We start from the raw sequence: 14,127 nt of genomic DNA on the forward strand, positions 1-14,127 counted from the left end.
TCGACCTAGGTGATTTGCGACGTACCCCAGATGTAGACGACGAAGAACAGGAAAAGCCAGACCACGTCGACAAAGTGCCAGTACCATGCCGCCGCTTCAAAGCCGACATGCTGCTTGGGCGTAAAGTCGCCCCGCTTGGCCCGCACGAGGCAGACAATCAGGAAGATCGTACCGATGATCACGTGAAAACCGTGGAAGCCCGTGGCCATGAAGAAGTTGGAATAGAAGATGTCTTCGCCGAACTTCCAGCCTTCGTGCAGCAGTTCCATGTATTCATAGGCCTGCAGGCCGGTGAAGGCGATCCCCAGTGCCACGGTCAGTGCCAGGCCAGTGATCAGGTCCTTGCGCACGTTGCCATGCACCAGCGCATGGTGCGCCCAGGTTATGGTACAGCCCGACAGCAGCAGGATCACCGTGTTGATCAGCGGCAGGCTGAACGGATCCACCGGGTAGATGACGGGGATCACATATTCGCTGCCCTCGTAGTCGCTCATCGAGTACATCAGGTGTTTGAACACCGACCAGAACCACGCCGCAAAGAACATCACTTCGGACATGATGAACAGGATAAAGCCATAGCGCAGACCGATCTGGACCACAGGTGTGTGATCGCCGGCATGGCTTTCGTGCACCACATCGGTCCACCAGCCGAACATGGTGTAAAGAACACCGGCCAGGCCGATCCAGAAGAGATAAGGCGTGATCGAATGCATCCACAGCACGGCACCGAACAGCATGGCAAAGCCGAACAGGGCACCGAGCAGCGGCCAGATGGACGGGGGCAGGATGTGGTAGTCGTGGTTCTTAGCGTGTGCCATTGAGTGTCCCTTACCTTGCGGCGTTAGTTCGTAGTGTTATTGCCTGCCCCGGTTTCGAGAGCGGCAAAGCCCTCCGGCAGGTCGATTTGATAGAATGTGTACGACAATGTGATCGAATGCACGTATTTTGCGTCCCGGTCGGTGACGATTTCCGGATCCACGAAGAACGTCACCGGCATCTGGACCCGCTCGCCCGGTTCCAGCACCTGCTCAGTGAAACAGAAACACTCGATCTTGTTGAAGAAGCCACCCGCCTCGTAGGGAAAGACGTTGTAGCTCGCCTGTCCGGCCACGGGAACGTCGGTCGGATTGTAGGCTTCGTAAAAGGCCAGTCCGGTTTCGCCGATGCGGATTTCCATTTCGCGTTCGACCGGCTTGAAGGTCCATGGCATGTCACGCTCAAGCGAGGCATCGAACTTGATCTTGATGGTCCGATCCAGCACATCGGCGGAATCCGCCGTGGCGACAGCTGTGGTTCCGCCAAAGCCCGTGACACGGCAGAACCAGTCGTAAAACGGCACCGACGCCCAGGCCAGCGCGCCCATGGTGACAACCACCGCGACCAGTTGCACAACGGTCTTGCCCGGACCGGAGAGTGCCATCAGTTCTGTTCTCCGGTTGTCATCATGGCGTCGAAGTCACCGCGTGTCACCTTGACGACAGTCAGACCGAAGACGATCACGACAAACGCCAGCAGGGCGAGACCAACGCCCAGGTTTCGACCAAACCGCCGTTCATGAATCTCGTGTGTGGCGCGAATGCTCATCCCCAACCTCCAAGCCCGTAGGGCCATATCAATGCCTCGACCAGAATCGCGCCGAAATGCACGAACAGGTACAAGAGCGACAAACGAAAGAACCCGCGTTCGATCGCAAAGTTATCGGCCTCTGCCGCCGCTTCGTCACGGCGCCAGATACGGATCGCACCGCGCAGGAACATCAGGTTCACCACCAGTGACGCCGCGAGATAGATCGGCCCGCCGATTGCACTGAAGGCCGCGCCAACCGCCAGCACCGCCAGCAGAACGGTATAGATAAGGATGTGCTGGCGGGTCGCGCGACGACCGTGGGTCACGGTGAGCATCGGCACGCCCGCATCGTCGTAGTCGCTACGCATGAACAGGGCGAGCGCCCAGAAATGCGGTGGCGTCCACATGAATATGATCGCGAACATGAGCCAGGGTTCAACCGCCATGGAACCGGTTGCGGCGAGCCAGCCGACGACCGGCGGGAACGCTCCCGCAGCACCGCCGATGACGATATTCTGCGGCGTCAGCCGCTTGAGCCACATGGAATAGACGACAACGTAAAAAAAGATGGTAAAGGCAAGCATCGCGCCCGCCATCATGTTGGTCGCCAACGTCAGCATCGTGACCGACAGCACTGACAGCCCCAGACCGATGGCCATTGCATCGGATGCCGCAACCTTGCCCGACGGGATCGGACGATTGCGGGTCCGCCGCATGACGCGGTCGATATCCTCGTCCCACCACATGTTCAGGGCGCCCGACGCACCGCCGCCCAGAGCGATGAACAGGACCGCGCAAAACCCGACCACCGGATGCACCGGCACCGGTGCAGCCACCAGGCCGACAAAGGCCGTGAATACGACAAGCGTCATCACGCGCGGTTTCAGCAGCGCAAAAAAGTCGCCGAAGCCCGCCTCGTCCTCGCGGATGGCGCTGTTGATGCTGACGTCGCTCATCGCTGGCTCCTTGCCGTAGCTAGCGGGCGGGATGGTGTCCCGCCCCTCCCGATCAGTTCGATGCCAGTTTCACGCTGCGGGGCGCTTCGGCATATTCCTCGATCGCACCGTCCAGCCATTCGGCATACGCCTCTTCGCTCACGACCTTGACGGTGATCGGCATATAGGCGTGATCCTTGCCGCAGAGTTCCGAACACTGGCCGAAATAGATGCCTTCCTTTTCCGCAGCGAACCAAAGTTCCGCCAGACGACCGGGAACAGCATCCTGCTTGACGCCGAATGCCGGGATGGTCCACGAATGAATGACGTCGGCGGCGGTAACCTGCATCACGACCGTCTTGCCGATCGGCACGACCACCGCGGTATCGGTCGCCAGCAGGTATTCATCCGGCCCATAGCCATATTCTTCCAGTTCGTCGCGTTCGAGCTTGAAGCTTTCGAAGCCGAATTCGTGATCGACATATTCATAGCCCCAGTACCACTGATAGCCCGTGACCTTGATGGTGATGTCAGCCTCGGGAATTTCCTGTTGCTTGAACAGAACCGGCAGGCTGAACGCACCGATGAAGATCAGGATCACGATCGGCACCACGGTCCATGCGATTTCGAGCGGGGAGTTGTGCGTGAACTTGGCCGGTGTGGGGTTCGCGCGGCTGTTGAACCGGACGATCGCATAGATGAGCAGCAAGGTCACAAAGACGCAGATCGCGGTGATGATGACCAGGATCAGCCAATCCAGCGATTGCTGGTCGCGCGCCAGTTCCGAGGCGGCTGGCTGGAAACCCATTGCGCCGTCGACCGGCGCACCGACGATCTCAAGGCCGTCCTGCGCCATCGCGGGGAGGACCGATAGGGAGCTGAAAAGCCCTGCAAGCGAAAAAGCGTTCTTCATGTTCCATCCTGATCGGTTGATCGTTTTTTGGGGCTGCCAGCGGCATGATTCACCAAACGCACCTGCCCCGTTGTATTTGCTGCCTGTAGAAATCATATTCCGCGAAGCAGATAAACCCATCAGATTGCGTCAAAGAGCCGCTTTTTTTGATTCAGATCATGGTCCGAGGCCAGCCGCACATGCAAAACACACCGTTCAGACCGTTTGAAACCACCTTGCCGCGCGACGAAGCGTTGCGCGAATTGCGGTCCGCGACCGCAGGTGCAGAGGACGGCGAGATATTTGCCGAGCGGCGCAAGTCCGAAGCTCTGGTCTTTGACGACGGTCGCCTGCGCAGCGCCAGCTATGATGCGTCCGAAGGGTTCGGGCTGCGTGCGGTCAACGGTGAAGTCACCGGCTACGCCCATTCCACCGAAATGAGCATCTCTGCCCTTGAACGGGCGGGCCAGACCGCGCGGCTGGCGGTTGGCGCCGGTGGCGGAACGCTCGCCGACGCGCCGGCACCGACCAACGCACGGCTATACACCGATGCCGACCCCACGAGCGGTCAGCCCTTCCCGGTCAAGATCGAAACCCTGCGCGAGATCGACGCATTTGCGCGCGATCTCGATCCGCGGGTCGTGCAGGTGTCGGCCACCCTGGCGGCGAGCCTGCAGGAAATCGAGATCCTGCGTCCCGATGGGGTTCAGGTGCGCGACGTGCGCCCGATGACGCGGGTCAATGTTTCGGTCATCGTCGAGCAGAACGGACGCCGCGAGACCGGCACTGCCGGAGGCGGCGGGCGCATCGGACTCACAGGATTGATCGCGCCCGCCGACTGGCAGGCCAAGGCGCGCGAAGCGTTGCGTATCGCGCTGGTCAATCTCGATGCGGTTCCCGCACCCGCCGGCGTCATGGACGTCGCGCTTGGCCCCGGCTGGCCCGGCATCCTGTTGCACGAGGCCATCGGTCACGGGCTGGAGGGCGATTTCAATCGCAAGGGCGCCAGCGCTTTTGCAGGTTTGATGGGCAAGCAGGTTGCGGCACGCGGCGTGACCGTGCTCGATGACGGCACCTTGCCCGACCGGCGTGGCTCGATCACCGTCGATGATGAAGGGACCCCGTCCCGGCGCAACGTGCTCATCGAGGACGGGACGCTTGTGGGCTACATGCAGGATCGCCAGAACGCCCGGCTGATGGGTGTGCCCGCGACGGGCAACGGCCGGCGGCAAAGCTATGCCCATGCGCCGATGCCACGCATGACCAACACTTACATGATGGGCGGCGATGCCGATCCCGCCGACCTCGTCTCCGAGATCAGGGACGGCATCTGGGCGGTCGGCTTCGGCGGCGGCCAGGTCGACATCACCAGCGGCAAGTTCGTGTTTTCCTGCACAGAGGCCTACAGGGTCGAGAACGGCAAGGTGGGGGCACCGGTCAAGGGGGCGACGCTGATCGGTGACGGTGCCACCGCCCTCACCCGGATTCGCGGACTTGGCAACGACATGCAGCTTGATCCGGGTATGGGAAACTGTGGCAAGGAAGGCCAGTGGGTGCCGGTCGGCGTCGGCCAGCCGACCGTGCTGATCGGTGGGCTGACAGTGGGCGGTTCCGCCGCCTGACGGGCGCGGGTTCGTCCCGTGCCGCGACATGTTCGGCGCGGTGTCGGGTCATTGATTGGTTTTCCGGAAAATCCTCAAAGAATTTTCCACGCTTTACGTCCTGTTAACCGGGCGGGCGCTACACCGGTCTTGCAACAAGGCGGAGCGATGGATGACCGAGGAAACCAATTCTTCCACTCACCCCCCACTCCTACCCACCACGGAAGACGATCGGTTTGCGTGGCTTCGCCTTTTGCGCTCGCGCAGGGTTGGTATCTCGACATTCTACCGCCTGCTGGCAGAGCATGGCACAGCGCAGAAGGCGCTGGCCGCGTTGCCCGAAGTGGCGCGCGCCGCCGGGGTCCGGGACTATGAAATCTGTCCTGCCGGTGTGATCGATGCCGAAATCAAGGCCGCAAAAGCCGCGCGTGCGCGGCTTTTGTGCCTTGGCGATCCGGATTATCCGGCGCTCCTGGCGCAATTGCCGGACGCGCCGCCCATGCTGTGGAGCGTGGGGAATACAGCGATCCTGTCGCGCCCGGTCATCGCGCTGGTCGGTGCGCGCAACGCCTCATCGCTGGGCACCCGCATGGCCCGCGCGCTGGCGCATGAACTGGGCGAAAGAGGATATTGTGTGGTGTCGGGCCTCGCTCGCGGTGTCGATACCGCTGCCCATATCGGGGCCATCGGCACCGGCACGGTCGCCGTGATGGCAGGCGGTGTCGACGTGGTATATCCGGCCGAAAACGAGGCTCTGGCACAGGATATCGCCGCGACCGGCCTGCTCATCTCCGAACAGCCGATGGGCACCACGCCACAGGCCCGCCATTTCCCATGTCGCAACCGGATCATTTCCGGCGTGGCGCAGGCGGTCGTGGTGGTCGAGGCCGCAGTAAAGTCCGGCAGCCTGATCACCGCGCGCGACGCGCTGGATCAGGGCCGCGAGGTGCTGGCCGTGCCGGGGCATCCCTTCGACGCGCGTGCGTCGGGGTGCAACCTATTGATCCGCGATGGCGCGACTCTGGTGCGCAACGCGGACGACATCATTGCCGCCCTGCCCGACATGACCGAACTTGTCGCATCACCCCGGCGCGATCTGCTGTCGGACCTGCCCCCACCGCCCCCCGAGCGGCGCAGCCTGGCGGAAACGGCAAAGCTGCACGACCAGATCCTCTCGCGGCTCGGCCCATCACCGGTCGCCGAAGACCAGCTGATTCGCGATCTGGAGGAGACGGCCGGAAATGTGGGACCCGCCCTGGTTGATCTGGAGCTTGACGGCAAGATCCGCCGCCAGTCGGGCGGGTTGCTATCGCTGGAAACCTGACCTCGAAACGCGCGAGCAAAGCGATAAATATTCCCGTATAACAGGTATTTTGCGCTGCGCCTGCCGTCCCGCCCCATCGAATAATCGCGCCAACTCAAGACCGTAAGCGATGCGCCCAAATCACGCGGATTGACAATCGCCCCTTGCACCCCACATCTTGCCTCGCCATAGAACGCGCATCAATCGCCGCATGAGGTTACTGGGTAAATGCCTGTAGTTGTTGTAGAATCACCAGCCAAAGCAAAAACGATCAACAAATATCTCGGCTCTGACTACACGGTTCTGGCATCCTACGGGCATGTGCGCGACCTTCCACCAAAGGATGGATCGGTCGATCCCGAGCATGATTTCGACATGAAATGGGAGGTCGCCAGCGACAGCAAGAAACACGTGAAGGCGATTGCCGATGCGCTTGCCGAAGACAACGCCCTGATCCTCGCGACCGACCCCGACCGCGAGGGCGAGGCGATCAGCTGGCACCTGCAGGAAGCGCTGACCAAACGCCGTTCGATCAAGAAGGACACCGCCGTTTCGCGGGTGACGTTCAACGCGATCACCAAGGACGCCGTGACCCAGGCGATGAAACAGCCGCGTCAGGTCGACATGCCGCTGGTCGAGGCCTATCTCGCCCGCCGGGCGCTGGATTACCTCGTGGGATTCAACCTGTCGCCCGTGTTGTGGCGCAAGCTGCCCGGTGCCAAATCGGCCGGCCGCGTGCAATCGGTCTGCCTGCGCCTGATCGTCGAGCGCGAAATGGAGATCGAAGCCTTCCGCCCGCGTGAATACTGGTCGGTCAAGGCGCTGCTCGGGACGCCGCGCGGCCAGGAATTCGAAGCCCGACTGACGGTTCTGGCCGGCAAGAAGCTCGACAAGTTCGATATCGAGAACGAGACCCAGGCCGAACTCGCCGTTCAGGCGATCAACAGTCGCGATCTTGAAATCACGTCGGTGGAAGCAAAACCGGCCAACCGCAATCCGAGCGCCCCGTTCATGACATCGACGCTCCAGCAGGAGGCCAGCCGCAAGTTCGGCATGGGCGCGCGCCAGACGATGAGCGTGGCGCAACGTCTCTACGAGGCAGGTCACATTACCTATATGCGGACCGACGGAATCGACATGGCCCCCGAAGCGGTCCACGCGGCACGGGATGCGATTCGGGACCGCTATGGCGATGATTATGTTCCCGACAGCCCGCGCATGTACAAGAACAAGGCCAAGAACGCGCAGGAAGCCCACGAATGTATCCGCCCGACGGACATGACCCGGGACGCCGCTGCGCTCAAGCTGACCGATGCGGATCAGCGCAGGCTCTATGATCTGATCTGGAAACGGACTTTGTCCTGCCAGATGGCAGCCGCGCGTCTTGAGCGGACCACCGTCGATATCGGCAGCAAGGAGGGGCAGGTCGAACTGCGCGCCACGGGTCAGGTTCTGTTATTTGACGGATTCCTGCGTGTTTACGAGGAAGGCCGGGATGACGCCGTTGTCGATGATGACGACAGGCGCCTGCCACAGGTCGCGGTCGGCGACCGCACAGACAAACGCAGCGTGACCCCGGAACAGCATTTCACCCAACCGCCGCCTCGATATACCGAGGCGACCCTGGTCAAGCGCATGGAAGAGTTGGGGATCGGCCGCCCCTCGACCTATGCCAGCATCGTCACGACGATCCAGGACCGCGGATATGTGCGCAAGGACAAGAACCGGCTGATCCCGGAAGACAAGGGCCGGTTGGTCACCGCCTTTCTGCAGAATTACTTCCGCAAATATGTCGGCTATGATTTCACCGCCGGACTCGAGGACGAGCTGGACCAGGTCAGTGCCGGCGAAACCGACTACAAGACCGTGCTGAACCGCTTCTGGCGCGATTTTTCCGCAGCCATCGCCGAGACCAGCGAATTGCGCATCACAGATGTGCTTGAGAAGATCAACGAGGTACTCGAACCCCACCTGTTCCCGCCCAACGAGGATGGCAGCGATCCGCGCCTGTGCCCGAATTGCGGCGTCGGTCGGCTCAGCATGCGCACCGCGCGTTCGGGCGGTGCGTTCATCGGTTGCTCGAACTACCCGGAATGTCGATATACACGCGCGTTCGGTCCTCCGGGCACCGAAGAGGAAAGCTCGATTCCCCCCGAGGGCAAGCTGCTGGGCGAGGACGCCGGCGACGAGATCCGTGTGTTCAAGGGACGGTTCGGCCCCTATGTACAGCGCGGAGCCGTGACCGAGGACAACAAGAAACCGCCGCGCCAGTCCGTGCCAAAGGACTGGCCGCCGGAAGAGCTTGAGCTCGAACGCGCGCTGATGTTGTTGTCCCTTCCGCGCGAAATCGGACCACATCCCGAGGATGGCGTGATGGTCTGGGCCAATATCGGACGCTATGGGCCCTATCTGAAACATGCCGAGAGCACCTCGCACAGGGGCGGCACCAATGCCAATCTGGAAAGCCTCGACGAGGTGTTCACCGTAGGCATGAACCGCGCGGTACAGCTTCTTGCGGAAAAGGTGGCCAGCCGTGGACGGCGCGGCGGGGCGGCCAAGACGCTGCGCTCGCTCGGTGATCACCCGCAAGAAGGCGGACCCATCGACATCATGGAAGGCAAGTACGGCCCCTATGTGAAATGGGACAAGATCAACGCCACATTGCCCAAGGACGTCGAACCGGACGCGCTGACCCTGGAGCAGGCCGTCGACCTCATTGCCGCCAAGGCCGCAACCAAGGGCAAACGCAAGAAACCTGCGGCCAAGGCAAAGAAAGCGCAGGCCAAGAAATCCGCGAGCAAGAAGAAAACCGTGTCCAGCAAATCAGCGGCAGAGTAAGACGTCAGGCCCTCTTCGGATTGACCCTCCCGCGTTTGTTGACTCTATTGCTGCAGCGCGTCAAAACCGCTGAGACACCGTTTGGAGGGAGTTTTTCATGAAGAAGGTCTATGGCAGCGCATCGGAAGCGCTGGACGGGGTGCTGTTTGACGGCATGCTGATCGCGGCTGGCGGGTTCGGGCTATGCGGTATTCCGGAATTGCTGATTGCGGCGATCCGGGATGCGGGAACCAAGGACCTGACCGTGGCAAGCAACAACGCGGGTGTCGATGATTTCGGCCTGGGTTTGTTGTTGCAAACCCGGCAGGTCAGGAAAATGATCAGCTCTTATGTCGGCGAGAACGCGGAGTTCATGCGGCAGTATCTTTCAGGCGAACTCGAACTCGAATTCAACCCGCAGGGCACATTGGCCGAACGCATGCGGGCGGGTGGCTGTGGTATTCCCGGCTTCTACACCAAGACCGGCGTCGGCACGGTGATCGCCGAGGGCAAGGACGTCAAGGAATTTGACGGCGAAGAGTACATTCTCGAGCGTGGCATCGTCGCGGATCTCGCGATTGTCAAGGCATGGAAAGCGGATGACACCGGCAACCTCGTGTTCCGCAAGAGCGCGCGCAATTTCAATCCGCCGGCTGCGATGTGCGGCAAGATCTGTGTCGCCGAAGTCGAGGAAATCGTACCGCGCGGCAGCCTTGATCCCGATCACATTCACCTGCCGGGCATCTATGTGCACCGCCTGATCCAGGGCGAACACGAAAAACGCATCGAACAACGCACGACGCGCAAGCGGGAGGACGCATGATGGGCTGGGACCGCAACCAGATGGCCGCACGGGCGGCGGAAGAACTCGAAGATGGCATGTATGTGAACCTCGGCATCGGCATTCCGACGCTGGTGGCGAACTATGTCGGCGACAAGGACATCACCCTGCAATCGGAAAACGGCATGCTCGGCATGGGTCCGTTTCCCTTCGAAGGTGAAGAGGATCCCGACCTGATCAACGCGGGCAAGCAGACGATCACGGAACTGGCGCGCACATCGTATTTCGACAGCGCCACCAGCTTTGGCATGATCCGCGGCGGCAAGATCGCGGCAGCGATCCTGGGTGCGATGGAAGTGGCCGAGAACGGTGATCTGGCGAACTGGATGATTCCGGGCAAACTGGTCAAGGGCATGGGCGGCGCGATGGATCTGGTCGCGGGCGTCGGGCGCGTGGTGGTGGTGATGGACCACACCAACAAGCATGGCGACAGCAAGGTCCTGCGCGAATGCACCCTGCCGCTGACCGGCAAGGGCGTGGTCGACCGTATCATCACCAATCTCGGCGTGCTGGACGTGGTCGAGGGCGGTCTCCGGATCGTCGAATGTGCCGACGGCGTCACCGAAGACGAACTCCGCGCCGCGACCCAGGCAACCATTGTCGATTGACCACGTCGTCAAGCGGCATGATGAAAACATCCGCCGGGCAGCGCGCTGCCCGGCTTTTTTATTGTCGAAAATTGCATTTCGACTTTGGCGGCGAACTGCGCAACAGGCGCGACGCGATCAGTTCAGCGTGCGAAACACGCATCCGTCGCTGATCAGTTCGGGCGGGGTCGTGCACAAGCCGCTGGCCACCTGAAACGCCGCGAGAACCTTTGGGACATAGTCGCGTGTTTCCGCGTAGGGCGGCACGCCCGCGTGGGTCATGACCGATCCCTCGCCGGCGTTATATCCGGCCAGCACGAGGATGGGATCGTTGTTGAACTTGCCCATCAGCCAGTCGAGATATTTGACCCCTCCGGCGATGTTCTGCGCTGGAACCATGCTGTCTGTGACGCCAAAGCGCGCAGCGGTATCCGGCATCAACTGCATCAGCCCCTGCGCGCCCGCATGGCTTGTCACCGATGCGCGTCCCGAGGACTCAACCGCGATCACCGCCAGAACCAGAGCCGGCGACACACGGGTGCCGACGGTCGATCTCAAGATCGAGATACCCTGCTCTCTGGCGATCTCCTGCATCGCTTGCAGGCGTGGGGCGGCGATCTTTCCGGAGGTGTTCAGGGTGATCAGCGCCTCTTCCAGACGACCGGGGCGGCTATTGGCAATGTCGGGCGATACCCGATCCCAGAACCAGGTGTATTTTCCAATGGGTTCGACCGGCGCAAGCGGCACACTGGCGGCGGGCACCGGCTTTGCTACGGGTGGCGGCGCAAGGCGTCGCCTCTGCTCGTCCGGGTCGATCTGAATGGTTATGCGCCGCGTGGTGCCCGGTTGAGGCGGCTTGACCCTGCGCGCCGTGAAATCGCTGAACGGGCGCGGCGCGGACCCTGTTGCATCGTCACGCGCGACGGCGGGCACATCGGTCGACAGGTCGGTTTCGGTCGCATCCCGGGACGCATCGCGGAACACAAGACGCTCTGCCCCCGAAAGACTCGGGAACAATAAGGCGACGGCCAACATAGGTGCAATCAGCACAGGCCTGTTCATGTCTCTGTCTCACTGCTCGTGTTTTTTGCGCAGTGTTCCCCCAGTCGGACCGCAAAGCCAGACTTGTTGGCCGGAATCTGTCATTTTTGCCAGATTTGACTCCGATTTGCATCGCATGACACCGCGCACCGGCGGGCGCACAAGCGGCATTAGTTACGGAAATTCAAATATGTGCGCGAGCTATTATCGCAACGTTAACCATCACTCGCGGTTTATCCGTGTTGCCCAATTCATGACATCGCGCATTGGTTAAGTGTTTCTACACAACGGACGACGCGGGCCAGGTGAGAGACGGCCCACCAAACCGTCGCCGCTTGATGTTGCAATGTGAGATCCTTTTGGAGGGACGAAACGATGATCAAACTCTTGAAAAACTTCCGCAAAGACGAAAGTGGCGCCGTGACCGTGGACTGGGTCGTGCTGACCGCAGCCGTCGTGGCGCTGGCTGGCGCGGCCTACACGGCCATTGAAACCGGGTCCGAAACCCTGACCACCAATACCGGCGCGTTCATCACGGCCCAGTCACCGACCACGCAGTAACACAACGCACCCTCGGCCGTTCGATACCCCCGTGGGACAGCCCCCTACAACCGGAGGCAGTTCCCGGGGAGACCCACGAATCGGGCTGGCGCAGGGCAACACCACTCCAGGTTGATGGGAAATTCAGGTGAATTCAGGCACATTGCCCGCAAAGCACGGGGATGATCGATTCGCGGCCAACTCAACCTATGAGACAGATTTTCCGACGACTGCCAGGAGAAAATTCGTAAGAAAACCTGCTAAAAACCCCGAAAAGCATCAAAAAGGTGGATTGTAGTCAAATTGCTGCCTTATTCCGCCTCAATTATTAGAGCAAGTTAAACGAAAAGCCGATCCAGCCGAACTTTTGCACACACGGGTGGGACGGAAACGAACTCTAACAATGATCCTTTGAGGGGACAAAGCCATGATCAGAGTGTTCAACAAGTTCCGCAAGGACGACGATGGTGCCGTCACCGTCGATTGGGTTGTTCTGACCGCAGCAGTCGTTGCGCTCGCCGCCGCCGCATACAGTGCCATTGAAACTGGCACTGACGATCTCAGCACGAGGATTCAGACAGAACTTGATGAGATCACGCCAGATGCCAGTGGCGGCAATTGATCGCTGGCAGCGATATAAAGACTATGTGGGGGCTGCGTCTTTTACGTAAGGCGCGGCCTTTTTCAAAAGGCCCGCCGCAGCAAACCTAGAGGTTTCCATGCGAAACAATCTGAAAACACTCCTTCGGGACCAGAGCGGCGCGGTTACGGTTGACTGGATCGTTCTGACCGCAGCGGTCGTGGCCCTCGCCGCCGTCACCTTTGCATCCCTGCAATCCGAATCCGGCGGGGTAGGCGTCAGCCTTGGCGAATATCTCTCCACACTGCCGGTTGGAGCGAAAGACTAATCCGCTTCGCGGATGGATGTGCATCAGGCCGAATGCATGTTCCATGGCGCTTATTGGTAGCGTTGTTGACACAATCTTTGTAAATCAGGCCGATCATGCATAAATAGGCAGCATCAATAACAAGAGCTATTGGTTCTTGGAGAGGTCACGACGATGCGAGCGATATTCGGTTTGGTTCTGGTTGTCGGCATCGTGCTTGCGGGCGCGGCCGTGATGATGGCCAAGAATTATATCTCGGCCTATCAGGCCGAGTTGCAGAAAGAGCGGCAGGCACATGCAATGATCGTGCCGACCGTAGACGTATTCGTGGCAACCCGCGCGCTCAGATATGGCGAAACACTCGAACGCGATGACGTGCGCAAGGTACGGTGGCCACAGGACGCGATCCCGAAAGGTTCGTTTACCGACATCGCCAAACTCTTCCCGCCCGAGGTGACAGGGAATCGCGTGGTCTTGCGCGCAATCGAGGAAGACGAAGCAATTCTCGCCGCAAAAGTCACCAGACCCGGAGAAGACGCCGGGCTGACCTCGCAATTGTCGCGGGGCATGCGGGCCTTTGCCATCCGGGTTGATGTCGCTTCCGGCGTGTCCGGTTTCCTGCGACCGGGCGACCGGGTCGATGTCTATTGGACCGGCAGCGTTAGCGGCGCCATCGAAGGCGTTCGCGGGGACGTGACCCGCCTGATCGAGGCCAATGTCCCCCTGATTGCCGTCGATCAGACGGCGAGCGGCGATCTTGACGGCGCAACCATCGCCCGCACCGTCACCGTTGCCGCCCGGCCCGAACAGGTGGCCGCCCTCGCACAGGCGCAATCCACCGGCAGGTTGTCCCTGTCGCTGGTGGGTGCGCGCGACGACACGATTGCATCGGCCATCGAGGTCGATCAACGCTCTCTCCTGGGGCTTGGCGCCATCGAGGCCGCCCCGCAGCAGATCGAGGAAAAGGTCTGTACCATCCGCACACGACGTGGGGCCGAGGTCTTCGACATCCCGATCCCCTGCACAAACTAGAGCGTTTGCAACGCTTTAGAACGCCGCCGAACCTGTGTATGCGCGCCGCGATTGTGGCTTTGTTGCCCTAACTCCACATTCGTAT

General features: G+C 60.9%; 15 protein-coding genes. 9 read left to right on the plus strand and 6 right to left on the minus strand.

Features of this window, described 5'->3' with window-relative positions:
- Positions 1–5 precede the first annotated feature (5 nt).
- From AB9K34_RS18110 to coxB, 5 genes are read right to left on the minus strand one after another with little or no spacing between them, the layout of a single operon-like run.
- Positions 6–818 carry a cytochrome c oxidase subunit 3 gene (locus tag AB9K34_RS18110; protein ID WP_369955830.1) on the minus strand — a complete coding sequence of 271 codons (813 nt, stop codon included), beginning with the start codon at positions 816–818 and terminating at the stop codon, positions 6–8.
- A gap of 23 nt (positions 819–841) precedes the next feature.
- A complete protein-coding gene (locus tag AB9K34_RS18115) occupies positions 842–1,420 on the minus strand; it encodes a cytochrome c oxidase assembly protein (RefSeq protein ID WP_369955831.1) in 579 nt (192 codons plus the stop codon).
- Entirely contained in the window at positions 1,420–1,584 is a 165-nt protein-coding gene (locus AB9K34_RS18120; RefSeq protein ID WP_369955832.1) for a hypothetical protein, read from the minus strand. Before AB9K34_RS18120 ends, AB9K34_RS18115 begins: the two co-directional genes overlap by 1 nt.
- Positions 1,581–2,522: a heme o synthase gene (gene cyoE / locus AB9K34_RS18125; protein ID WP_369955833.1), complete on the minus strand. Its 942-nt coding sequence runs from the start codon at positions 2,520–2,522 to the stop codon at positions 1,581–1,583. The genes AB9K34_RS18120 and cyoE overlap by 4 nt, the downstream gene beginning before the upstream one ends.
- Positions 2,523–2,574: 52 nt before the next feature.
- Entirely contained in the window at positions 2,575–3,414 is an 840-nt protein-coding gene (gene coxB, locus AB9K34_RS18130; RefSeq protein WP_369955834.1) for a cytochrome c oxidase subunit II, read from the minus strand.
- Between the two features lie 179 nt (positions 3,415–3,593).
- On the opposite strand from coxB, the gene tldD reads away from it, so the two are divergent.
- The 5 genes from tldD (at position 3,594) to AB9K34_RS18155 (ending at position 10,563) form a co-directional block, all read left to right on the plus strand.
- Entirely contained in the window at positions 3,594–5,015 is a 1,422-nt protein-coding gene (tldD, locus tag AB9K34_RS18135; RefSeq protein WP_369955835.1) for a metalloprotease TldD, read from the plus strand.
- Positions 5,016–5,166: 151 nt separating this feature from the next.
- Positions 5,167–6,318, plus strand: a complete 1,152-nt coding sequence (gene dprA, locus AB9K34_RS18140) for a DNA-processing protein DprA (RefSeq protein WP_369955836.1) — start codon at positions 5,167–5,169, stop codon at positions 6,316–6,318.
- A gap of 207 nt (positions 6,319–6,525) precedes the next feature.
- Positions 6,526–9,135: a type I DNA topoisomerase gene (gene topA / locus AB9K34_RS18145; protein ID WP_369955837.1), complete on the plus strand. Its 2,610-nt coding sequence runs from the start codon at positions 6,526–6,528 to the stop codon at positions 9,133–9,135.
- A gap of 97 nt (positions 9,136–9,232) precedes the next feature.
- Positions 9,233–9,937, plus strand: coding sequence for a CoA transferase subunit A (locus tag AB9K34_RS18150; RefSeq protein ID WP_369955838.1), 705 nt, complete (start codon positions 9,233–9,235; stop codon positions 9,935–9,937).
- Positions 9,937–10,563, plus strand: coding sequence for a 3-oxoacid CoA-transferase subunit B (locus tag AB9K34_RS18155; protein WP_369956007.1), 627 nt, complete (start codon positions 9,937–9,939; stop codon positions 10,561–10,563). Before AB9K34_RS18150 ends, AB9K34_RS18155 begins: the two co-directional genes overlap by 1 nt.
- 117 nt (positions 10,564–10,680) lie before the next feature.
- On the opposite strand, the gene AB9K34_RS18160 is transcribed toward AB9K34_RS18155, so the two are convergent.
- Entirely contained in the window at positions 10,681–11,604 is a 924-nt protein-coding gene (locus AB9K34_RS18160; protein ID WP_369955839.1) for a lytic transglycosylase domain-containing protein, read from the minus strand.
- 354 nt (positions 11,605–11,958) lie between these two features.
- On the opposite strand from AB9K34_RS18160, the gene AB9K34_RS18165 reads away from it, so the two are divergent.
- From AB9K34_RS18165 to cpaB, 4 genes are all read left to right on the plus strand, one after another.
- Positions 11,959–12,144, plus strand: a complete 186-nt coding sequence (locus AB9K34_RS18165) for a hypothetical protein (protein ID WP_369955840.1) — start codon at positions 11,959–11,961, stop codon at positions 12,142–12,144.
- Between the two features lie 406 nt (positions 12,145–12,550).
- Entirely contained in the window at positions 12,551–12,745 is a 195-nt protein-coding gene (locus tag AB9K34_RS18170; protein ID WP_369955841.1) for a hypothetical protein, read from the plus strand.
- Positions 12,746–12,842: 97 nt separating this feature from the next.
- The gene (locus AB9K34_RS18175; RefSeq protein WP_369955842.1) at positions 12,843–13,031 is read left to right on the plus strand and encodes a hypothetical protein; all 189 of its coding nucleotides are present in this window, start codon (positions 12,843–12,845) and stop codon (positions 13,029–13,031) included.
- 153 nt (positions 13,032–13,184) lie between these two features.
- The gene (gene cpaB, locus AB9K34_RS18180) at positions 13,185–14,042 is read left to right on the plus strand and encodes a Flp pilus assembly protein CpaB (protein ID WP_369955843.1); all 858 of its coding nucleotides are present in this window, start codon (positions 13,185–13,187) and stop codon (positions 14,040–14,042) included.
- The last annotated feature ends 85 nt before the right edge of the window (positions 14,043–14,127 follow it).

Source organism: Sedimentitalea sp. XS_ASV28 (genome assembly GCF_041224545.1).
Lineage (GTDB): Bacteria > Pseudomonadota > Alphaproteobacteria > Rhodobacterales > Rhodobacteraceae > Sedimentitalea.